General features: G+C 56.3%; 15 protein-coding genes. 14 read left to right on the forward strand and 1 reads right to left on the reverse strand.

Features of this window, described 5'->3' with window-relative positions; all coding sequences use genetic code 11:
* The first annotated feature begins 10 nt into the window (after positions 1–10).
* Positions 11–856: an ABC transporter ATP-binding protein gene (locus E1757_RS06770; protein WP_133226080.1), complete on the forward strand. Its 846-nt coding sequence runs from the start codon at positions 11–13 to the stop codon at positions 854–856.
* Positions 857–1033: 177 nt separating this feature from the next.
* Here E1757_RS06770 and E1757_RS06775 read toward each other — a convergent pair whose 3' ends face one another.
* Positions 1034–2110: an FUSC family protein gene (locus E1757_RS06775; protein WP_133226081.1), complete on the reverse strand. Its 1077-nt coding sequence runs from the start codon at positions 2108–2110 to the stop codon at positions 1034–1036.
* 240 nt (positions 2111–2350) lie between these two features.
* Here E1757_RS06775 and E1757_RS06780 point away from each other — a divergent pair, with 240 nt between their 5' ends.
* From E1757_RS06780 to E1757_RS06840, 13 genes are all read left to right on the forward strand, one after another.
* The gene (locus tag E1757_RS06780; protein ID WP_181956617.1) at positions 2351–3370 is read left to right on the forward strand and encodes an ABC transporter substrate-binding protein; all 1020 of its coding nucleotides are present in this window, start codon (positions 2351–2353) and stop codon (positions 3368–3370) included.
* Positions 3371–3454: 84 nt separating this feature from the next.
* A complete protein-coding gene (locus tag E1757_RS06785; protein ID WP_133226082.1) occupies positions 3455–4249 on the forward strand; it encodes an ABC transporter ATP-binding protein in 795 nt (264 codons plus the stop codon).
* Positions 4246–5112: an ABC transporter permease gene (locus E1757_RS06790; RefSeq protein ID WP_133226083.1), complete on the forward strand. Its 867-nt coding sequence runs from the start codon at positions 4246–4248 to the stop codon at positions 5110–5112. The genes E1757_RS06785 and E1757_RS06790 overlap by 4 nt, the downstream gene beginning before the upstream one ends.
* An 84-nt stretch (positions 5113–5196) precedes the next feature.
* Positions 5197–6267 (forward strand): aromatic acid exporter family protein, encoded by a 1071-nt coding sequence (locus E1757_RS06795; RefSeq protein WP_342774518.1) that lies wholly within the window; start codon positions 5197–5199, stop codon positions 6265–6267.
* Between the two features lie 91 nt (positions 6268–6358).
* Positions 6359–6925 (forward strand): outer spore coat protein CotE, encoded by a 567-nt coding sequence (locus tag E1757_RS06800; protein WP_133226084.1) that lies wholly within the window; start codon positions 6359–6361, stop codon positions 6923–6925.
* Between the two features lie 217 nt (positions 6926–7142).
* On the forward strand, positions 7143–8576 hold the full coding sequence (locus tag E1757_RS06805) for a putative amidoligase domain-containing protein (RefSeq protein WP_133226085.1): 1434 nt from the start codon (positions 7143–7145) through the stop codon (positions 8574–8576).
* Between the two features lie 234 nt (positions 8577–8810).
* Positions 8811–11735, forward strand: a complete 2925-nt coding sequence (gene mutS, locus E1757_RS06810; RefSeq protein ID WP_133226086.1) for a DNA mismatch repair protein MutS — start codon at positions 8811–8813, stop codon at positions 11733–11735.
* Between the two features lie 29 nt (positions 11736–11764).
* On the forward strand, positions 11765–13216 hold the full coding sequence (locus tag E1757_RS06815) for a S41 family peptidase (RefSeq protein ID WP_133226087.1): 1452 nt from the start codon (positions 11765–11767) through the stop codon (positions 13214–13216).
* Positions 13217–13226: 10 nt separating this feature from the next.
* Positions 13227–15371, forward strand: a complete 2145-nt coding sequence (gene mutL / locus E1757_RS06820) for a DNA mismatch repair endonuclease MutL (protein WP_133226088.1) — start codon at positions 13227–13229, stop codon at positions 15369–15371.
* A gap of 377 nt (positions 15372–15748) precedes the next feature.
* Positions 15749–16552 (forward strand): class I SAM-dependent methyltransferase, encoded by an 804-nt coding sequence (locus tag E1757_RS06825; RefSeq protein ID WP_133226632.1) that lies wholly within the window; start codon positions 15749–15751, stop codon positions 16550–16552.
* A complete protein-coding gene (gene miaA, locus E1757_RS06830) occupies positions 16546–17517 on the forward strand; it encodes a tRNA (adenosine(37)-N6)-dimethylallyltransferase MiaA (protein ID WP_133226630.1) in 972 nt (323 codons plus the stop codon). Before E1757_RS06825 ends, miaA begins: the two co-directional genes overlap by 7 nt.
* A gap of 11 nt (positions 17518–17528) precedes the next feature.
* The gene (gene hfq / locus E1757_RS06835; protein ID WP_133226090.1) at positions 17529–17771 is read left to right on the forward strand and encodes an RNA chaperone Hfq; all 243 of its coding nucleotides are present in this window, start codon (positions 17529–17531) and stop codon (positions 17769–17771) included.
* Between the two features lie 220 nt (positions 17772–17991).
* Positions 17992–20847 carry a transglycosylase domain-containing protein gene (locus E1757_RS06840; RefSeq protein ID WP_133226091.1) on the forward strand — a complete coding sequence of 952 codons (2856 nt, stop codon included), beginning with the start codon at positions 17992–17994 and terminating at the stop codon, positions 20845–20847.
* The last annotated feature ends 128 nt before the right edge of the window (positions 20848–20975 follow it).

The following is a 20975-nucleotide window of genomic DNA, read 5'->3' on the forward strand; positions in this document are numbered from 1 at the left end:
ATGACTGCGGATGAACACCCTGGAAGCCAAAAACTTAAGCCTGTCCTACGGCGCAGCGCCGATTTTCAGCGATCTGAACATCAGTATCCCGAAGGGGCAGATTACTGTGCTGATCGGCAGCAACGGCTGTGGGAAATCGACCTTGCTGCGCTCGCTCGCCAGGCTGTTGAATCCGCAGAAAGGGACGATCGTGCTGGACGGTCACGAGCTGGCCAAGCTGCCGACGAAGGAGATTGCCAAGCGGCTGGCGATTTTACCGCAGGGGCCGTCAGCTCCGGAAGGGCTCACCGTGCTGCAATTGGTCAAGCAAGGCCGCTATCCGTACCAAAGCTGGCTGCAGCAATGGTCGGAGGAGGACGAGCGGATGGTTCGCTCGTCGCTGCAGGCGACCGGGATGGAGACGTTCGCCGAACGTCCGGTCGAGGCGCTGTCCGGCGGGCAGCGGCAGCGCGCATGGATCGCCATGACGCTGGCCCAGGGTACGGACACGATTTTGCTTGATGAGCCGACCACGTATTTGGACGTGACGCATCAAATCGAGGTGCTCGATTTGTTGTACGAGCTGAACGAGAAGGAAGGCCGGACGATTGTGATGGTGCTTCACGACATCAATCTGGCCTGCCGCTATGCGCATCATATGGTCGCGGTTAGAGAAGGCCGCATCTGGGCGGAAGGCGCGCCGGAGCATATTGTGACGTCGGACATGATCCGTTCCGTATTTGATATGGATTGCCAGGTGCTGCCGGATCCGTATTACGGCACGCCGATGTGCATCCCTTTCGGCAAAGGCAGAACGGTCGTTCCAGGCGCTTCGTCCGCCAACAGGGAACCGGTACCCGCTGCTTCGCTGCCATAGCCTAGTGAACTCGTTCAGCTTAGCTGAACATCGGGGAATCAGATGGGGACTCTACCCCACCTGATTCAAGGCCCGCCTTAAAGGTGGGGGTCTTAACCCGATAAAGTCGTAATCGGATAAATTAAAAAAAGCTGTTCCGCTCGCGCGTAAATACTACGGTGCGAGAGGGCAGCTTTTTTAGTCCAACGGAAATTGTTTTTTAAACCAGGCGATGAGCGACTCGACCGCTTCCTTCTCCTCCGGACCTCTATTATACTGCTCTACCAGCCGGTCGAGTCTGCCGGTCTGGTAGCCATAGTCGTACATGGCCGCCGCGACAATCGACAACCGGAGCAGCCCTTCGCGCTCCTCGGAATAATCGCTGATCATCTTTTTCATAAACGCTTCGTTATCCCGCTCCATCCGGTCCGCTTCCGAGCTGTCCGGCTTCAGCTTATCGTCGAATTTAAGCATGACATGCTCATGATATTTAATAAGCCTTTCCAGGTGACGGTCGAAATAGGCGTCCATTTCCGGCGTTCGGTCGGCCTGGAAATAATGCTGCTCCACGGCGTCAAGCACCTCGGCCCCCTTGTGCAGCGTAGTGAGCATCTGCTTGTAAACGACGATATGGCGGATTCGGCTGTATTTCGCTTTGTTCAGCTTTTTCAAATCTTCCTCGAACAGCGAATATTTTTCCCCGAGCAATTTCACCGCCGCTTCCAGTCTGCGTTTCTCATCTCGGAAAACATTTTCTTTAATTTCGTCGGAAACGACCGTCCGCAGCAGCAGCGAAAGCTTCTGGAAGACGGTATGAATCAGCTTCACGAACTGCTCCTTCGGCTTGGGCGGGAAAAACAAAATGTTGATCAAGAAAGCCGAGCCGATTCCGATCAGGCTGAGCAAAAAGCGGTTGAGCGCAAAATCCCACTGGCCCGAAGCCTCCATGACGACAATGACGGTAACGAGCGTAAGACCGATCGTTTCCTCCATTTTCAGCTTCAAACAGATCATAATGACAAGAATGCATACAATTCCGATCGCAAAAGGGTCTTTGGACAAAAACATGCCGGCAAGCATCGCCATCGCGGCGCCGAGCGTGTTTGTCTGCAGCTGGTCGAGCAAATTGCGCCACGACAGGTAAATCGAAGGCTGCATGGCGAAAATAGCGGCCACCGCGGCAATGACCGGCAATGAAAAATCAAGCAGCATACTGATATACAAGGACAAGGTAACCGCGATCCCCGTCTTTAATACTCTCGCTCCGAACGACATTGTCACCTCTCCTAAGAGTTTTTGCGCCAGCAAAAACTGGCATCGGAAGCATACGCTTTGTTTTTGCGCCGGCAATAACCGGATGTCCATACATCCTATCATAAAGGATAGCCGCATGAAAAACATCCGTCTCAACGCAGCGTTTTTGACAAACAGACATCACTCCATTATTAACCATTTTTTGGGCTGATGCATAAACTGTGTCAACAAACAACGCAAGTAAGATGGAGGGACTGGCCAATGTTCAAAAAAAGCATGGTTGCCGTTTTGGCAATGGCGGCGGCACTGATCCTGCTGGCAACGGCCTGCGGACCGAAGAAAGCGGAGGAGGCCGTGAAGGTAAGGATCGGCGAGGTGACGAGGTCGCTGTTTTACGCACCGCAGTATGCCGCGATCAGTAAAGGATTTTTCAAGGAGGAGGGGCTTGATATCGAGCTGACAACAACTCCTGGAGGCGACAAGACGATGACCGCCTTGCTGTCGGGCGGAATCGATGTGGCGCTGGTCGGATCGGAGACGTCGATTTATGTGCAGCAGCAGGGAAGCGGCGACCCGGTCATCAATTTCGCCCAGGTTACGCAAACGGACGGAACCTTTCTGGTGGCTCGCAAGCCGTTGAACGGCGGCGGCAAGTTCGATTGGGCGAGCTTGAAGGGCAGTACTTTTCTGGGCCAGCGCAAGGGTGGAATGCCGCAAATGGCCGGCGAATTTACGTTAAAGAAATACAATATCAATCCGCAGAAAGATTTGAACCTGATTCAAAATGTCGATTTTGCCAATATTCCGACTGCATTCGCTTCCGGCACCGGGGAATATGTGCAGCTGTTCGAGCCGCAGGCGACCATTTTTGAGAAGCAGGGCAAAGGTTATGTCGTTGCTTCGTTCGGCGTTGAAAGCGGCAGGTTGCCTTATACCGCATTTATGACGAAGAAGAGCTATATCGACAAAAACGGCGCGACGATCCAAAAATTCGCCAATGCCATGCAAAAGGGGCAAAACTGGGTGCAGGCATCGAGCGCGGACGACATTACGGCAGCGATCAGCTCCTATTTTCCCGATACGGATAAAGATATTTTAAAAGGCTCGGTTCAACGCTACAAAGATCAAGGCTCGTTTGCCACTGACGGCATTATCGACGAACAGGAATGGAACAATTTGCAAAATGTGATGGAAGCGGCGGGGGAACTGAAAACACGCGCCGATTATAAAACGCTTGTCAATAATCAGTTTGCGGAGAAGGCGAAGCAGTCGGTGAAATAATAGGCAGTCATGCGAGGCTGCGCTGCTGGACCGGAAACCGGCCGGTGAATATGCAAGAACAGATAGACTCGGGGAGGGATCGGCATGCAGAAACAAACGGCGCTTCAGCTGGAAGGCGTTTCCCATGTTTATGTGAACAGCTCGGGCGCTTATCTTGCGTTGGAACACATCGGTTTTAGCGTGAACCGGGGGGAATTCGTAAGCTTGATCGGACCAAGCGGCTGCGGGAAAACGACGCTGCTCTCGCTCATCAGCGGTCTGCTTGTGCCGACATCGGGAACGGTGCGCGTACTCGGCGAGACGATCGGGCAGCCGACGCCACGGGTCGGGTACATGCTGCAGCAGGACTACTTGTTTCCATGGCGCACGATTTATGAAAATGCCTCGATCGGGCTGGAGCTGATGGGGCGGCTCGACTCCGCCGGCAAAGAGCTGGTGCTGGAGCTGCTGAGCGATATGGGTTTGTCGCAATTCGCCGACCGTTATCCGCATCAGCTGTCGGGAGGGATGCGCCAGCGCGTCGCGCTGGTGCGCACGCTTGCGACCGAACCGGACATCCTGCTGCTCGATGAGCCTTTTTCGGCGCTCGATTACCAAACGAAGCTGCAGCTGGAAGACCTGGTCGCTGTCACGCTGCTTTCCCGCCGCAAAACAGCCGTCCTGGTCACGCATGACATTACCGAGGCGATTGCGATGAGCGACCGAATTGTCGTCCTGCAGCCGAATCCGGGACGTATTCTCGCTTCAGTCGACATTCCGCCCCAAATCCGCCAGGCGCTGCCGCTAAAAGCGAGGGAGGCAGCGGGCTTCCACGATTTGTTTCACAGGCTGTGGGGATATTTTGAGCAAATGGACAACGAAGGAGGGGAGACGCGATGAACGGTAGCCGCGGGGACGGCAGACTGCAGCTGGACGGCCTCACTCCTACGGACCCTTACGCCACGGAAACATTGGGGCAGCGTGAGTACCGGCAGTTTAAGTCGAAAGAACGCGTGTTGACATGGCAGGTCCGGATAACACAGCTGGCGCTGTTGGTTGTCTTTCTATTTATGTGGGAGCTGGCAAGCCGGATGCTGTGGATCGATGCGCTTCTGTTCAGCTCGCCCAGCCGGATTGCTGTGCTGTTGTATACCAAATGGACGGACGGCAGTCTGCTGCTGCATGTGGGGGTTACGCTCTGGGAAACGGTGGTCGGGTTTGTGCTGGGGACGCTGCTCGGCACGGCGGCGGCCGCGTTGATCTGGTGGTTCGGATTTTTGTCCAGGGTGCTGGACCCGTATATCGTCGTGCTGAACAGTTTGCCGAAGGTGGCGCTGGGACCGCTGTTTATCGTCGCATTCGGCCCCGGCGCACTGTCGATTATCGCGACGACGCTGTCATTGACCGTTATTATTACGATTCTTGTCGTCTATAACAGTTTTAAGGAAGTGGATCCGAACTACGCGAAGGTGGTCCGGATTTTCGGCGGAAGCAAATGGCAAATATTCGCCAAGGCGGTGCTGCCCGCGACATATCCGACCATCGTATCGACCTTGAAAGTCAACGTCGGTTTATCCTGGGTCGGGGTCATTGTCGGCGAATTTCTCGTATCGAAGGAAGGGTTGGGATATTTGATCATTTACGGGTTTCAGGTGTTTAATTTTACGCTCGTTATCGGCAGTGTGTTTCTGATTGCAGTTGCCGCAACGTTGATGTATCAGGCGGTTGCTTTTCTGGAAAAGCTGCTGACCCGTAAAAAATAATGCCAGCCCGGCGCAACGGCCCGGACTGCGGCGAACGCCGGCTCCGGGCTGATTGCAGTTTGGCAGCCGGACAAACTCATCGCGGTGACAGAAGGCTGGCCGCTCAGCCGCAGACGGTTGTCGCAGCGGCATAAAACGGCTAAGATAAAGGTAAACATACATGTGGAGACGATGATGGGAATTGTAGGAATTCGCGTTATAAAAACGGCGGTAGCTGTAGTCGCGGCGATTTTTTTGGCGCAATGCGCCGGACTGCATTCGCCTAATTCAACAGGCTTGCTGGCTATTCTGGGCGTAGATGTGACGAAGCGGAAAGGCTTGCGCACCTCGCTGCAGCGAATCGCCGCGTCGCTTCTCGGCCTGCTGCTGGCTGCGGCATTGTTTTGGCTGTTCGGCTTTCACTTGTGGGTCATCGGCTTGTATATTTTGATCTTATTTCCGATATTGGCCCGTTTTCAGTTGAAGGAGGGCGCGGTAACCGGCGCGGTCGTCATGTTTCATCTGTTCAACGAAAAACAGCTGACCCCCGGACTGATCCTGAACGAGATCGGATTGCTGCTGATCGGATTGGGCACCGCGACCGTTATTAATATCGTATATATGCCTAATGCGGACCGGGAGCTGCAGGAGCTGAGGGAACGGCTGGAAACGTGCTTCTCGCAAATTTTTAAAGAAATCGCCAATCATCTGAGGGACAATACGTACATATGGAACGGCAGCGAGCTGCTGGAGGCCGGGAGTATATTGCAGGAAGCGCTGGACGCGGCCCGGCGTTCCGAGGAAAACATGCTGTTTCAAGGAAACGCCGCCTGGGCGGTCTACTTTTCAATGCGGAAGCAGCAGATGGATTCGGTGGACCGGATGGTCCAGTATGTAGCGCAGGCGTACGAAACGCTGCCTCATGGCGAGCTGATGGCATCCGTCTTCGACGAGCTGAGCGAGGATGTGAAGTCGGACTATTATACGGGCCGTTCGGAGAAAAAGCTGGAGACGCTGGAACAGGGCTTCCGTCTTATGAATTTGCCTGCGACCCGCGAGGAGTTCGAGGTGCGCTCCGCGCTGCTGCAGCTGATGGTAGAGCTCAAATCGTATTTGGCTGTAGCCAAACGGGAGAAAAAACAAATGGAACCGGCAGCGGGTGCCGGATCTCAATAAAATCACCAAAAAGAGCGCAAAATTTTTGTCACCCTAGACGAATGTCCTGCATACAATTGTAATGAATGATTGTATGGAGGAGGTTGAAAGGATGTCATTAGATAAAGATTTGCAGTGCAGAGAGATCTATACGAAGGCTGTCTGTGGCAAAGGTCGCAAATTTTCACAAGTAACGAACACGGTCACTCCGCCTCATGCTCCGACGAGTATATTGGGTGCTTGGATTATCAACAACCAGTACGATGCGGTAAAATCAGGCGATGGCGTGGAAGTAGTAGGTACTTACGACATCAACATTTGGTATTCGTACGACAAAAATACCAAAACCGATGTTGCGAAAGAAACGGTTTCGTATTCGGAACTGGTCGGGCTTTCTTATCTCGATAAGAAGCACAGACCGTCGTCCGCGGAAGTTTCAGCTGTCGCTACCCAAGAGCCGAACTGCGTGGAAGCGGGCATCTCCTCCCGGGGAGACAGTGTGGTCATCCGTGTCGAGCGCGAGTTCAAGGTTGAAATGATCGCCGAAACGAAGGTTTGCGTAGTGGTGTGCGCAAACGGCTGCGACGATGACGACGACAAGCAGGTGGACTTCGACCAGGCCGACGATGGAGATTTCGAGGATCTCGATCCGGATTTGTTGGATGACGAATTGAACTGATATCTGCTTACAGTATATGCACTAAGGTTCATTTCGGCAGAGGGCGAGAGCCCTCTTTTTTGTTTCAGAGGCGGTTTTTGGAAAAAATGGGCTCAAACCGCCGGAGACGTACAAGGTCGGACAGGAGATGCATCATACCGAACAAGAGCCGGCGTAAACGGCATAATGCGGGCGCCGCTCGGAATGCGTTTCAACGAAGCTAACAGGAGGTGGTACGATGCGCGTTTGGCTGCTTCACTCGAATGAACCTACGCTGCATTTATTGCTTGAGCGGTTGGAATTGCCGCATGGCACCAAGCTGCCTGAGGGGCAGCAATCCCCCTACGCGATTCATTGGGGGAATTATCATACGGAGCGGCCCGGCCGGCAGTCGCTGCAGCCGGTCAAGAGCCTGCTTCGCGCGTCGGCGCCGTCCAAAATCACAGAGCTGCTTCGGCTGCACGGCATCCGCTGCGATCTGGCTCCGCACAAGCAGAGCTACGCCCATGAATACATGGTTCCCGTATTTCATCTGAACACGCTGACGCTGTTTCAGAGGCCGTCCGGCGCGAAGGTTTACTACGGAGACCGCAAGCCGCCACAAAAGCAGGAGAACGAACCGTTTGCCGAGCTGACGGACGAGACGACCCCCTACCATGCGATCCGGGCCAAGCGCGAGGCGGTGAAAGCCATCTATGCGCTGGGGCTTGATTACGGAGTCGTTCGGATCGGGGTGCGGCCGAACGGAGAGCTGCATGTGCTGGAGCTGCAGGCCGTGCCTGTGCTGACACCGCGGCTTGCGGAGCTGTTCGCCGCTGCGATGCACCGGTTTACGGAAGAACTTGCTGCCGTGCAAGAGGTCAGGCATGATGCGATGCTCGGCGCGGATCCCGAATTTTTGCTGCTGGACGAGCGCGGCAAGGTCACATTCGCTTCGCGCTTTTTGGACAAAGACGGGCCGATCGGCTGCGACGCGATTGTGCTGCCGAGCTTCCGCAAAATATATCCGCTGGCGGAGCTGCGGCCCGAGCCGAGCCGAGATATGGCGCAGCTGATCGTCAATCTGCGCCGCACGATGCAGCTGGCGTCGCGCCGCATACCCGACGAATCGCTGCAATGGCTGGCCGGAGGCATGCCGGTCAAAGGCTTCCCGCTCGGCGGCCACATTCATTTCAGCGGCGTTTGGCTGAGCAGCGAGCTGCTGCGGGCGCTGGACAACTATTTGGCGCTGCCGCTTGTGCTGCTGGAGGCTGCGACGACAGGCGCCCGGAAGCCGAAATACGGCTTTCTCGGCGATTTTCGCCGCCAGCGACACGGCTTCGAGTATCGCGTGCTGCCGAGCTGGATGGTATCCCCGACAGTCGCCAAAGGGGTATTGGCGTTAGCCAAGCTGATCGCGGATCATTATACTCTGCTGACCGCCCGGCCGCTCAACGATCCTGCGGTTCAGAAGGCGTATTACGAAGGCGACAAAGCGCAAATCCGCTCCCTCCTTCCCGGCTTGTGGAGGGATATCGTCAGGCTGCCGGGCTACCGCAAATATGAAAAATATACAGCGCCGTTAAAGTCGATTTTGCTGCGGATGGAAGGCTGGGATGAACGGAACGATATACGCCGCGGGTGGAAGATCGGTCCTTTTCGCATAAAGGAGCATTCGTCTATCAATTCATGATATAATGATTACTAGTGTAGAAATGAGAGAGATTACAGCGGGAAATGGCGGAACTTGCAGCTTTTTCGTCTTCGCGGATGGAAGCGCAGCGGATCGGCCGAAGCAGCTGGCCGGACGGGATTTCTCCGTAATGTCGGAAGACGTATACGGATTCGTCCCGTCCGGATGGGCCTGCAGGCCGGATCGGATCTTTTCCGGAAAAAATAGTCAAGCAGCTGGAGGTTGGATGGGGGCATGACCAAATATACGCCGATGATCGAGCAGTACCTGGCCATCAAGGCGGAGGTGCCGGACGCTTTTTTATTTTTCCGTCTGGGCGATTTTTACGAAATGTTTTTCGAGGATGCGATCGAAGCGTCGCGCGAGCTGGAAATTACGCTGACCGGACGGGGCGGGGGCGCCGAGGAGCGTATACCGATGTGCGGCGTACCCTATCATTCGGCGGATAACTATATTGCCAGATTAATAGAAAAAGGCTTCAAGGTCGCGATCTGCGAGCAGGTGGAAGACCCGGACGCCGCCAAAGGCATCGTCCGGCGCGAAATCATTCGCATCGTAACGCCCGGAACCGTAATGGACGCGCGCTCGCTCGGAGAGACCAACAATTACATCGTTTCCGTAACCGGGACGGAGGACGGAGGCTACGGCTTCGCCGCCTGCGATATTTCGACCGGCGAGCTGTTCGTCACCCGGCTGGAAGGGACGCTGACGCTCGTTGCGGATGAGATGAACGTCTACCATCCGTCAGAGCTGCTGGCTGCTCCCGAGCTGTTGAAGCGGCTGAAGGAATCCGCTCCCGCTTGGGCGGGAACGACGTTGCTGACGCCCGTTGAACGTGAACGGGGCAAGCCGGAGCCGGAGCTGGCCGATTATTTCGTCGAGGCCGAGCTGGCAGTGCTTCCGAAGGGCGGCGAGGCGTGCATCCGCCAATTAATGGCCTATTTGATCGAGACGCAGAAGCGTTCGCTCGGCCATCTCAAGCATATTCGCGTCTACGAGCAAAATCAGCATATGATTATGGATCCGTTCACGCGCCGCAATCTGGAATTGGTCGAAACCGTGCGCGACCGGACGAAGAAAGGGACGCTGCTGTGGCTGCTGGACAAGACCGTCACGGCAATGGGCGGCCGGCTGCTGCGCCGCTGGATCGAGAAGCCGCTGATGAGCGCTGCGGCTATCGAGGAAAGGCTGGAGGCGGTGGATCGGCTGTACCACCAGCTGATCGTGCGCGACGAGCTGAAGCAGTCGCTGAAGGAAGTTTACGACCTGGAGCGGCTCGTGGCGCGGATCGCCTACGGCAGCGCCAACGCGCGCGACCTGGTCGCGCTCAAGAACTCGCTTCAGCAGGTGCCGCTGCTGAAGCAGGTGTGCGAAGCGTCGGGCTCCGCGACGCTGGCCCGGCTGACGGCACGGATGGACCCGTGCCGCGATGTGATGGCGTGGATCGGGGACGCCATCGCGGAGGAGCCGCCCGTCTCGATCCGGGACGGCGGCATGATCAAGGCGGGATATCACGCCTATCTCGATCAGCTGCGCGAGGCGAACACGAACGGCAAGCAGTGGATCGCCGAGCTGGAGAAGCAGGAGCGGGAGCGAACGGGCGTGAAGTCGCTCAAAATCGGTTACAACAAAGTGTTCGGCTATTATATCGAAGTGACGAAAGCGAATATTTCTTCCCTGGAGGAAGGGCGGTATGAACGGAAGCAGACGCTGGCGAACGCGGAACGGTTTATTACGCCGGAGCTGAAAGAGAAGGAAGGACTTATTCTCGAAGCCCAGGAGAAAATGGTCGATCTGGAGTATGAGCTGTTTATGCAGCTGCGGGACAAGCTGTCCGCGCATATTTCCAGGCTGCAGCAGCTGGCCGAGCAGATCGCTTCCATCGACGTCTATCAGTCGCTTGCGGCCGTCAGCGCGGCCAACCGGTATACGCGGCCGCAGGTCGGGGAGTTTTACGACCTGCGCATCGAGGAAGGCCGCCATCCGGTCGTTGAAGCGGTCATGCAGGACGGCGTCTTTATCGCCAATGAAACGGCGTTAAACAAGCGGGACGGCAGCATGCTGCTCATTACCGGTCCGAACATGGCCGGAAAAAGTACATACATGCGGCAGGTTGCGATTATTTGCCTGATGGCGCAAATCGGCTGCTTCGTGCCGGCCAAATCGGCGCAGGTGCCGATCATCGACCGCATATTTACGCGCATCGGCGCAGCGGACGATTTAATCGGCGGTCAAAGCACATTCATGGTCGAAATGATGGACATTCAGGTTATGACCGAGAAGGCGACGAGCAAAAGCCTCGTCATCATCGATGAGCTGGGCCGGGGCACGTCGACGGGCGAAGGCATGGCCATCGCCCAGGCGGTCATCGAATATTTGCACGACCGGATCGGCTGCAAAACGCTCGTTTCCACGCATTTTCACGAGCTGGCGCATCTGGAGGAATCGCTCGGATCGCTGCGCAATTATTGTATGGCGGTCAAAGAGAGCGGCCGCACGGTCACCTTTTTGCGCAAGCTCATTCCAGGCGCGGCGAGTACGAGTTACGGCATCTATTGCGCGCAAATCGCCGGTCTGCCGGCCGGCATTATCGACCGTTCCTACGAGCTGCTGAACGGCTTCGAGGCGCGGGCCGAGCTGCTGCAGGGAACGGGGCAGACGGCCGCAGGCCGGTTGCCTGCCGAAGCCGGGGCTTCCGGACTGCAGCCCGGCGAACGGGCGTTCGAGTCGGTCGCGGGCGGTGAGGCTCCCGCATCGGCAGCACCCGGAATTACGGATCGCAGCACGGCGGCTGCGGCGCAAGCGTTCGCGGAAGCCGGCGCACCGTTCAAGCAAGTGCCGGAACATGCCGCGTCCGGGTACGCTCATGACATGCAGCAAGAGCCGCAAAGCGGTCCGACCGACGCGGCTTCGACCACCATGAACGGGCATCCCGGGGCGGCTGAGCGGGCTGAACCGTCCAGGAAACCGGAGCAGGTTCAAGAAGGCGCTATCGTGCAGCTGAGCTTGTTTCAGGACGAGCCTGTTCAGGATCGCGGCAGGAAGAAGACGGATCCCCGCGCCGAGCAGCTGCTCGAGCAGCTGAAGGCTGCTGATTTGATGAACATGACGCCGATGATGGCGATGAACTTTTTATTCGATCTGAAAAAGCAATTATAAATCTTTTCGGCGAGAGGATGACTCAAAATATGTCAACAAAAAGCAAACGGACTGTCTGGAAGCGGACAGCGGCTGCCGTTTTATCGCTCACGCTTTTATTCCCTGCGGCGTCTTCCGCGCTGGCGGCGGATAAAGCGTCCGGCGATTCGGCACGCCTGAAGGAAGTGTTCGATTTGATTCAGCAAAATCATGTCAGCAAACCGGATGCGAAGAAGCTGTCCGAAACCGCCATCAGATCGATGGTCACATCGCTGAACGATCCGTACACCGTTTATTTCACTGCCGAGGAGCTGAAAAAGTTCGAAGGCTCGCTCCAAAACAACTATGTCGGCGTCGGCGTGCGGGTCGTTCAGCAGGATGACGGCGTATATGTGTTCGATGTGATGGACGGACCCGCCAAGAAAGCGGGCATGAAAGAGGACGACCTGATTTCGGCCGTAGACGGCGAATCGGTGGAAGGACTCAAAATCGACGACATCACGAAAAAAATTATGGGTGTCGAGGGCACCAAAGTATCGGTAACGGTGAAGCGCGGAGGGGAAAGCATCGTATTCAATCTGACCCGGCAAACGATCCAGCTTCCTGTCGTTGTGAACAAAAGATTCGATCCGGGCGTCGGTTATCTTCGCGTGACGAGCTTCTCGAGCGATGCGGCGGAAGCGGCGGCGGAGCAGCTGGGCCAGTTGAAGCAGCAGGGCATCAACAGCCTGATCCTGGATCTTCGCGACAACCCGGGCGGTCTCGTCGATACGGCCGTCAACATGGCGAAGCTGTTCGTGAAGGAAGGCGTTCTTATTCATACGAAGGATCGGGATGACGTCGACGAGCCCGTTAAATTCAGCAACGGCACGACCCAGCCATTCCCGGTTTATATTTTGGTCAATGAATACAGCGCCAGCGCATCCGAGGTGCTGACCGGCGCACTGCAGGATTATAACGTCGCGACGAAGGTCATCGGCATGAAAACATACGGCAAGGGCAGCGTTCAAACTTTGTTCCCGCTATCGGGGGGCGACGCGATCAAGATTACAATCGAGGAGTATTTGACGCCGAAGATGCGCAAGGTCAACAAGGTCGGCATTACGCCGGATATTGAAGTGGACGGCGAGGTTCCGCAGCTGATCACGGCATTGCGCGAAGCCGGCATCGGTAAAATCAGCGTCGGCCGTTCGAAAAAAGGCGTGACGATCAACGGGATTGCCGTCGATGACGATATGGGCGTCATTCGCGAGAACGGTGCCGTATTTGTCCCGTCGCGCCTGCTAAGCACGCTGCTGGGCGGGACGATCGTCTGGAACGGGGACGATCAATCGGTACAGCTTGCAGCCGGCGGCGCAACCGGCACCTATGCGGCGGCGGCCGGCGAGCTTAAGCTGGACCATGGCATCAGTTATATTCAGATCGGCCGGGTTGCCGAGACGTTCCGTCAATTGGAATGGTCGGATAACGAAGCGCAGTTTACGGTGACCGCGTCCAAATAAGGAGCTGCTTATGGGGAAAATAAAAGTACTGGACGAGCATATCGCCAATCAGATTGCGGCGGGCGAAGTGGTGGAAAGACCTTCCTCTGTAGTCAAGGAGCTTGTCGAAAATGCGGTTGACGCCGGCAGTACGCGGATTGACGTTGCGGTGGAGGAGGGCGGACTGGAGCTGATCCGCGTCACCGACAACGGAAGCGGCATGGAGCGGGACGACTGCGAGGTCGCTTTTTACCGCCATGCGACAAGCAAAATCGCCAGCAGCCACGATTTATTCTCGATTCGTACGCTCGGCTTTCGGGGCGAGGCGCTGCCGAGTATTGCGGCCGTCTCGAAAGTGACCTGCGTCACTTCCACGGAACAGTCCGGGCTCGGTTACCGGTTTGTGATCGAGGGCGGTACGGTCAAAGCATTGGAAGAAACGGCCGCCGTACGCGGAACGGATATTCAGGTGCGGGAGCTATTCTTTAATACGCCTGCCCGGTTGAAATACATGAAGACGGTACAAACCGAGCTCGGTCATATTTCGGATTATATGTACCGGCTGTCGCTAGCACATCCCGAAATCGCCTTTACTTTAAAGCATAACGGCGCGTTTTTGATTCAGACGTTGGGCAACGGCGATATGCTGCAGGTGATTGCGGCCATTTACGGGACGGCCGCGGCCAAAACGATGCTGCCGATCGAAGGCGAGCATCTCGATTATTCGATCCGCGGCTTTATTGGCAAGCCGGAAACGACACGCGCCAACCGCAACGGCATTTCGACCGTTGTTAACGGTCGGTATATCCGTAATTTTACGCTCATTCATGCGCTTTTGCAGGGGTATCATACGCTGCTGCCGATCAACCGGTATCCGTTGGCTGCGCTTCATATCGGGATGGATCCGTCGCTGGTGGATGTCAATGTCCATCCGGCCAAGCTCGAGGTCAGGTTCAGCAAGGAGCAGGAGCTGATCCAGTTCGTGGAGCAGCAGGTGCGCCGGGTGCTGAACCGGCAGGTGCTGATCCCCGCTCCCGCGGGAGCGGCGGACAAGACGAAGCCGCAAGCCGTCATCCAGGAGCAGCTGGAGCTGTACCGTCCGCAGCAGGAGGCGCCGGCAGGTGCTTGGGAGCTGCTTTCCGATAAGGACAAGCAGCGGGAAGGAAGCCAGCCGGACTCCGCCTCCCGTTCGACGGCGGGAGGCGTTACGGATCGGGACGGGACCGCGGGCGCTTCCGTCGTCAGAAGCGGAGATAACGGCGGTTACAGCCATCAGCCGGAGCCGGGAGTATCCGGCGGCAGCGGCGCTTTTACGGCCGGCAGCGGCCGTTACAGCCCGTCTGGCGGCGGATACAACCCTACAGGCGGCAGCGGTTATACCGCAGGAGACAAAGCCGTTCCGGCAGACGGGGGCTATCCGTCCCGCGCCGACATGCAGCGGCAGCCATACAACAGCAGCCGGCAACGCGGCGCAGGAGCTTCGGGCATGCAGGAGGCGCCGGAGCGGAGCGCAGCGGATCAGACCGCTTCGAGTCAAGCTCTGCTGCGCGCGCTTGCTGCGGGAGGGCATCAGGAAGCGCCTGCGCTGCCCGCTTTTCCAAGACTGTCGCCGATCGGTCAAATGCACGGCACCTACATCGTCGCGCAAAACGAGGAAGGCTTGTTTTTAATCGATCAGCACGCGGCCCATGAACGGATAAATTACGAGTATTATTACGAGAAGTTCGGCAAGCCGGCGGAGGCGAGCCAGGAGCTGCTGCTGCCGATCACCCTCGAATTCACGCCGTCGGAAGCGGAACGGTTAAAGGACAAGCTGCCCGTATTGGAGCAGGCGGGCGTCTATATCGAGCCTTTCGGGGGCAATTCGTTTCTGGTCCGGGCATACCCGCACTGGTTTCCTAAAGGCGATGAAAAAGCGCTGGTCGAGGAAATGACGGAGTGGCTCCTGACCGAGCGAAAGGCGATCGATCTGAGCAAGCTGCGTGAAAAGGCGGCCATTATGTGCTCCTGCAAGGCATCCATCAAAGCGAATCAAAGTCTGAGCACGGTGGAAATCGAAGCCTTGCTCGACCGGCTCGGTATATGCCGCAACCCGTATACATGCCCTCACGGACGGCCAATCATCATCAGCTTTTCCACTTACGAGCTGGAAAAAATGTTCAAACGGGTTATGTAGCCGATGCAGGCTCATTCGTTGCCAACGTACTTATTCGAGTTTTTCGTTATTAGTCGAGAGGCTGCTTGTTCCATGTCATAACCGGATCGTCCCTGTGCTCTCCTGCGCTTGGCTGCGGGAAGAAGCGAGGACGGTCTTTTTTTGTTGATTAGAAGTATAAGTTTTATACTTTGCTTTGCACAACCATGACAAACGCGCCTGTCCTTTAAGGACGGCGGAGCCGTTTATCCTTGGTTGCGTCGTAATGCTCGCAGCACATTTAAATGATATTCGGGAGGCTTTTCTTGCCAATTGAACGATACATGGACGCAGCGAAAAAAAACTGTTAAAATTCAGTTGTTCCGGTTGTTTTATAAAATTCATGAGTTAAACGGGTGATGCAGTTGCTGATTACGACCTCATACGATCCACAGACCGAACAGCTCGAATTGGCAGCTCATGTGACAGAGAAGCTTCAAGAGCTTTCCGGCTTGGCAGAGCCGGTTCGCATCGTATCCCGCAGGCAGTTTTCCATTCCGCAGCTGCGCAAACGATACGGAAGCCAGGATGTGCTGCTTGTATCGCGCGAACGGTTGGAGTATTATCATGATCAACAGCCGGTTATGTTTTTTCATCCGAGCACCGCGGCCATCCGCGTAAAGCGGCTTATGAACGGCGAACCGGACACGTTGATGCAGCTTTCCGCCGTGATGCCCGGCGACCGGATACTTGACTGTACCGCCGGACTGGGCTCGGACGCGATTGTTTATTCTTTTGCACTGGCGGGTAATGGAGAGGTAACCGCGTTGGAAAGCAAGGCGCTGCCTTACCTGCTGCTAAGCGAAGGGCTCAAGTCTTACCGCTCGGAAATTCCGGGAATGGACGAGGCGATGCGCCGGATTCGGGTACGCCAGACGGATCATTACAATTATTTGAAGAGCCTGCCGGACAAGTCGTTCGACGTGGTGTACTTCGATCCGATGTTTCGCAGGCCGATTCGCGAATCCAGCTCGATCGGCGCTATTCGGGATTTGGCCGATCCGCGGGCGGTGACTCCGGACGCGATCGCCGAAGCGGTGCGGGCGGCCCGCAGATGCGTCATTTTGAAGGAGCATCGCGGGAGCAAGGAATTTGACCGTCTGGGCTTTTGCGAGATACACCGTTCCACCACGAAAATAGCTTACGGAGTGATACGATTGTGACACAGGCTGACGATAAGCCATGCCTGCTTGTGCTGGTCGGACCGACCGCAGTAGGTAAAACGAGGCTGAGCTTAAGGCTCGCCGCCGAATACGGGGCTGAAATTATTTCCGGGGATTCCATGCAGGTTTATCGCGGCATGGATGTCGGGACGGCCAAAGCGACGCCGCAGGAGCGGCAGCTCGTCCCGCATCATTTGATCGATATTCATGATCCGGATCACCCTTTTTCCGTAGCCGAATTTCAGGAACGGGCCACCGCGTTGATCTTTGACATCCATGGGCGAGGCAAGCTGCCTTTTATAGTGGGAGGCACGGGTCTTTACGTCGAGTCGGTTTGCTACAGTTTTCAATTCAGCGAGAGCGGCTCGGACGAAGCCTTTCGCAGCGAGCAAGCTGCATATGCCGCCGAATACGGTGCCGAAGCGCTGCTGGAGCGGCTGCGGCAGATCGATCCGGACAGCGCAGAGCGGCTGCATGCCAACGACCAACGGCGCATTATTCGGGCGCTTGAAATCTACCACTTGACGGGTGAACGATTATCCGACATGCTGAAGGTACAAAAAAAGCAGTCGCCTTACGAACTATGTATCGTCGGGTTGACAATGGACAGAGCTTTACTATATAAACGTATTGAAGAGCGGGTCGATCAGATGATTGCGGAAGGATTGGTCGATGAGGTCGAGGGGCTGCTGAAGCAAGGCTACGGCAAACAATACATATCGATGCAGGGACTTGGCTACAAGGAAATAATCGATTATTTGCAGGGCAATTTGTCCTGGGAAGCCGCCGTGGAACTGTTGAAAAGGGATACCCGCCGATTCGCCAAACGCCAGCTCTCCTGGTTTCGCCATATGAAGGATATTCATTGGGTGGATGTGAGCGAAATGGGAAATTTTTCTGCCCATTTGGACCAGGTTCATGCTATAATAGCAGATAGATTAAAATTGGACGTTAAACTCATTTGAGGGGGCCCACGATGAACAAGTCGATTAATATTCAGGACACATTTTTGAACCAGCTGCGCAAGGAAAATATTCCGGTGACCGTTTATCTTACAAATGGGTTTCAAATCCGCGGTGTCATCCGTGCGTTCGATAATTTCACTATCATCATTGACAGCGAAGGCCGTCAGCAAATGGTTTACAAGCATGCGATCTCGACCTTTACGCCGCAGCGTTCCGTCTCGTTAATGCAGCAGGAGAACGGCGCGGACAATTAAGTTCAAGGATGAACGGCATCGGCATATGCAACTTTTTCGGATCAGGCTGCGTTTAGAAGAATAAGTACGATAAGAGCAACCTTGTTCGTCAGGGTTGTTCTTTTATTGTCGAAGCCTTTTCGGCATGGAGATCGGTTGAACGATTCTCCCGCCCGGGCACGGGTTCACCGGACTTTAACAATTCTGAGCTTAGCAGGATAGGACTAGGGGTGACAAAGAGATGGCGACCAACAAAAAAACGACTGCAGGAAAAACAAAGCCAAAAAAGAAAAAGCAAAAATTTAGCGTCGGCAAAGCTTTGATGTTTGCGTTCGTATCGGCAGTACTCGCACTTATATGCGCATTGGGCGTTTATATTTTCATTATTATTAACGGGGATAAAATTCTTAAAGAAAACATCGACAAGCTGGATATGGACGAAGCGTCGCACGTGTACGACGTGAACGAAAACGAAGTGGCGGTGCTTTACCGGGAAAACCGGGAAATTGTACAGCCCGAGGATATACCCGACAAGCTGAAGCAAGCTTTCATTGCTACGGAGGATAAAAGGTTTGGCGAGCATTCGGGAATTGATTTTCTCGGGATCGGTCGGGCGCTGGTCAAGGATATCGTGGCGAGGAGCGCCGTGGAGGGCGGTAGTACGATTACCCAACAGCTGGCGAAAAACGTTTTCTTAAGCTCGAACAAAACGTTTTTCCGCAAAGCGACGGAAATGTCCATCGCGGTTGCTTTGGAAAATAATTACGGCAAGGACGATATATTGACGAAATATTTGAATCGGATCTTTTTCGGGAACCGGGTTTACGGAGTCAAGGCGGCCGCCAAAAAATATTTCGGCGTATCGGATTTGAAAAAGCTGGAGCTGTGGCAGATGGCGACGCTGGCCGCGATACCTAAAGCGCCGACCGCGTATAATCCGATTTCCAACCCGGAACGGTCGAAGGAGCGCCGGTCTGTCGTGCTGAAGCTGATGGAGGAGCAAAAATATATTACCGCCGAAGAAAGAGCAAAGGCGGATGCGGTGGAGTATGTGCCTCCGAAGGAGACGGCGGGCTCCAAAGATTATTTGGCGTTTCTGGATTACGTCATTAATGAGGCGAACGACCTGTACGGCATGTCTGAGGACGATCTGCTGCGCAACGGCTATAAAATTTATACGACCATGGACGCAAACGCGCAAAAATTGATCGAGCAAACGTTCGCCAACGATAAATTTTTTCAAAAGGACGGCCCCGAGCAAAAAATGCAGGGCGCCATGGCGATTATCAATCATAAAGACGGCGGTCTGGTTGGCATCTCCGGAGGACGCGACTATGTGGTGCGCGGCTTAAACCGGGCGACCGTTATGCAGCAGCCGGGCTCTTCCATCAAGCCGATCCTGGTTTATGCGCCCGCGCTTGAAAGCGGCAAGTTTACGCCGTACAGCATGCTGGAGGACAAAGAGGCCAATTACAACGGCTATACGCCGCGAAATTACGACGGCGTGTACCGCGGACAGGTCAACATGTTCGAGGCGGTCAAAAGGTCGATTAACGCCCCGGCCGTCTGGTTGCTGAAGGAGAACGGGCTGAAATACAGTATGAAATTCGCCGAAAATATGGGGATTCCGCTCGATCCGGTCAAGGATGCGAATTTGGCGATCTCGCTCGGAGGCATGACAAACGGGGCGACGCCGGTTCAAATGGCGGCGGCATACGGCGCGTTTGCCAATAACGGCTACTTGAATACGACGCATTCCATCGTGAAAATCATCAACGATCAGGGAACGCAGGTAGCGGCGTTTAAGCAGGAGAGAAATGCGCCCGTGATGAGCGCCAAAACCGCGTATTACATGACGCTGCTCATGCAGTCGGTTGTCGAGCCGGGCGGAACCGGGGCGGCGGCCAAGTTCGAGCGGCCGCTCGCCGGCAAAACCGGATCGACGCAAAATGTGATCAAAGGGCTTGAAAAATACAACCGCGACCTTTGGTTCACAGGCTATACGCCGGAATGGAGCGCTGCGGTATGGCTCGGCTTCGACAAGCCGGATGCCAAGCATTATGTGACGATGAGCAGCGGCGCGCCGGCAATTATATTTAAAGAGGTCATGCAGAAAGCGCTGGCCAAACGGACGATGACGAAATTCAACAAGCCGGACGGGGTCGAAGATCCGGTCGCCCCGCCTAAAGGCGTGGCCGATTTGAAGGCCGAATACGTGAAGGACAGCCGGGCCGTAATTGTTAACTGGACGGCGGCTGGAGAAGGCGTCTCGTACCAGGTGTTCCGCAAAGAGGATAAAGACAAAGATTTCCCGGCCGAACCGCTTCTGTCGACCACCGTGTCGGAGGTTAGAGACATTACGGTGACCCCGGGCGCAACTTATCAATATGCCGTCGCCTCCGTCAATCCGGGCAGCGGGGCTTCCGGCGGCATGTCCGCTGCCGTGACGGTCTCCATACCGCTGGATAACGGGCTGCCGGGAACGGGGCAAGGCGAAGGACAGCTCCCGGGTCAAGGCCAAGGGCAAATGCCCGGTCAGGGCCAAGGCCAAACGCCGGGACAGGGTCAAGGCCAAACGCCGGGGCAAGGCCAAGGCCAGACGCCGGGTCAGGGCCAGGGCCAGACGCCGGGGCAGGGCCAAGGCCAGACGCCGGGACAGGGTCAAGGCCTGACGCCTGGGCAGGGCCAAGGCCAAACGCCGGGACAGGGCCAAGGGCAGACGCCGGGCCAAGGCCAGGCGCCGGGACAGGGCCAAGGCCAGACGCCGGGTCAAGGTCAAGGGCAGACGCCGGGGCAGGTCCAGACGTCGGGTCAAGGTCAAGGGCAGACACCGGGGGGCAACCGGCAGCCCGGCGGCGGAAGTCCCGGCTCTGCGACGCCGGGACAGGGCAGCGGCACGACCGCACCGGGAACGGGCGGCCAGCCGGGCACAACCGCGCCGGGGACATCGTCCCCCGGCGGAACGTCCGCTGCCGGAACGGGCAGCGGCAGCGGCGGCGCCACAGCGGGTACCGGTGGCGCCGCCGCCGGTGCCGGGCAGAGCGCCGGCACCGGAACGCCGGAGTCCGCGGCGAAGCCGGGCTCCGGCGGGCGCTAGGCCGGGGCGCATGCCCGGCCTGGCGCTGGCCAGGTTGCGTCGCACAGCCGCAACTATCCGGCCCGGCCCCCGCCCGCGCACAGCGGCGGAAGCCGGGCCTTCATCGGGACGTCCGGATAATGCGAATC

Origin of the sequence: Paenibacillus piri (genome assembly GCF_004354045.1) — a bacterium.
Taxonomy (GTDB): domain Bacteria; phylum Bacillota; class Bacilli; order Paenibacillales; family NBRC-103111; genus Paenibacillus_S; species Paenibacillus_S piri.

Excerpts from the sequence above, each read along its gene's own strand:
- E1757_RS06770 (WP_133226080.1), top strand. The coding sequence starts at position 11 with ATGAACACCCTGGAAGCCAAAAACTTAAGCCTGTCCTACGGCGCAGCG.
- E1757_RS06775 (WP_133226081.1), bottom strand. The coding sequence starts at position 2,110 with ATGTCGTTCGGAGCGAGAGTATTAAAGACGGGGATCGCGGTTACCTTG.
- E1757_RS06780 (WP_181956617.1), top strand. The coding sequence starts at position 2,351 with ATGTTCAAAAAAAGCATGGTTGCCGTTTTGGCAATGGCGGCGGCACTG.
- E1757_RS06785 (WP_133226082.1), top strand. The coding sequence starts at position 3,455 with ATGCAGAAACAAACGGCGCTTCAGCTGGAAGGCGTTTCCCATGTTTAT.
- E1757_RS06790 (WP_133226083.1), top strand. The coding sequence starts at position 4,246 with ATGAACGGTAGCCGCGGGGACGGCAGACTGCAGCTGGACGGCCTCACT.
- E1757_RS06800 (WP_133226084.1), top strand. The coding sequence starts at position 6,359 with ATGTCATTAGATAAAGATTTGCAGTGCAGAGAGATCTATACGAAGGCT.
- E1757_RS06805 (WP_133226085.1), top strand. The coding sequence starts at position 7,143 with ATGCGCGTTTGGCTGCTTCACTCGAATGAACCTACGCTGCATTTATTG.
- mutS (WP_133226086.1), top strand. The coding sequence starts at position 8,811 with ATGACCAAATATACGCCGATGATCGAGCAGTACCTGGCCATCAAGGCG.
- E1757_RS06815 (WP_133226087.1), top strand. The coding sequence starts at position 11,765 with ATGTCAACAAAAAGCAAACGGACTGTCTGGAAGCGGACAGCGGCTGCC.
- mutL (WP_133226088.1), top strand. The coding sequence starts at position 13,227 with ATGGGGAAAATAAAAGTACTGGACGAGCATATCGCCAATCAGATTGCG.
- E1757_RS06825 (WP_133226632.1), top strand. The coding sequence starts at position 15,749 with ATGCAGTTGCTGATTACGACCTCATACGATCCACAGACCGAACAGCTC.
- hfq (WP_133226090.1), top strand. The coding sequence starts at position 17,529 with ATGAACAAGTCGATTAATATTCAGGACACATTTTTGAACCAGCTGCGC.
- E1757_RS06840 (WP_133226091.1), top strand. The coding sequence starts at position 17,992 with ATGGCGACCAACAAAAAAACGACTGCAGGAAAAACAAAGCCAAAAAAG.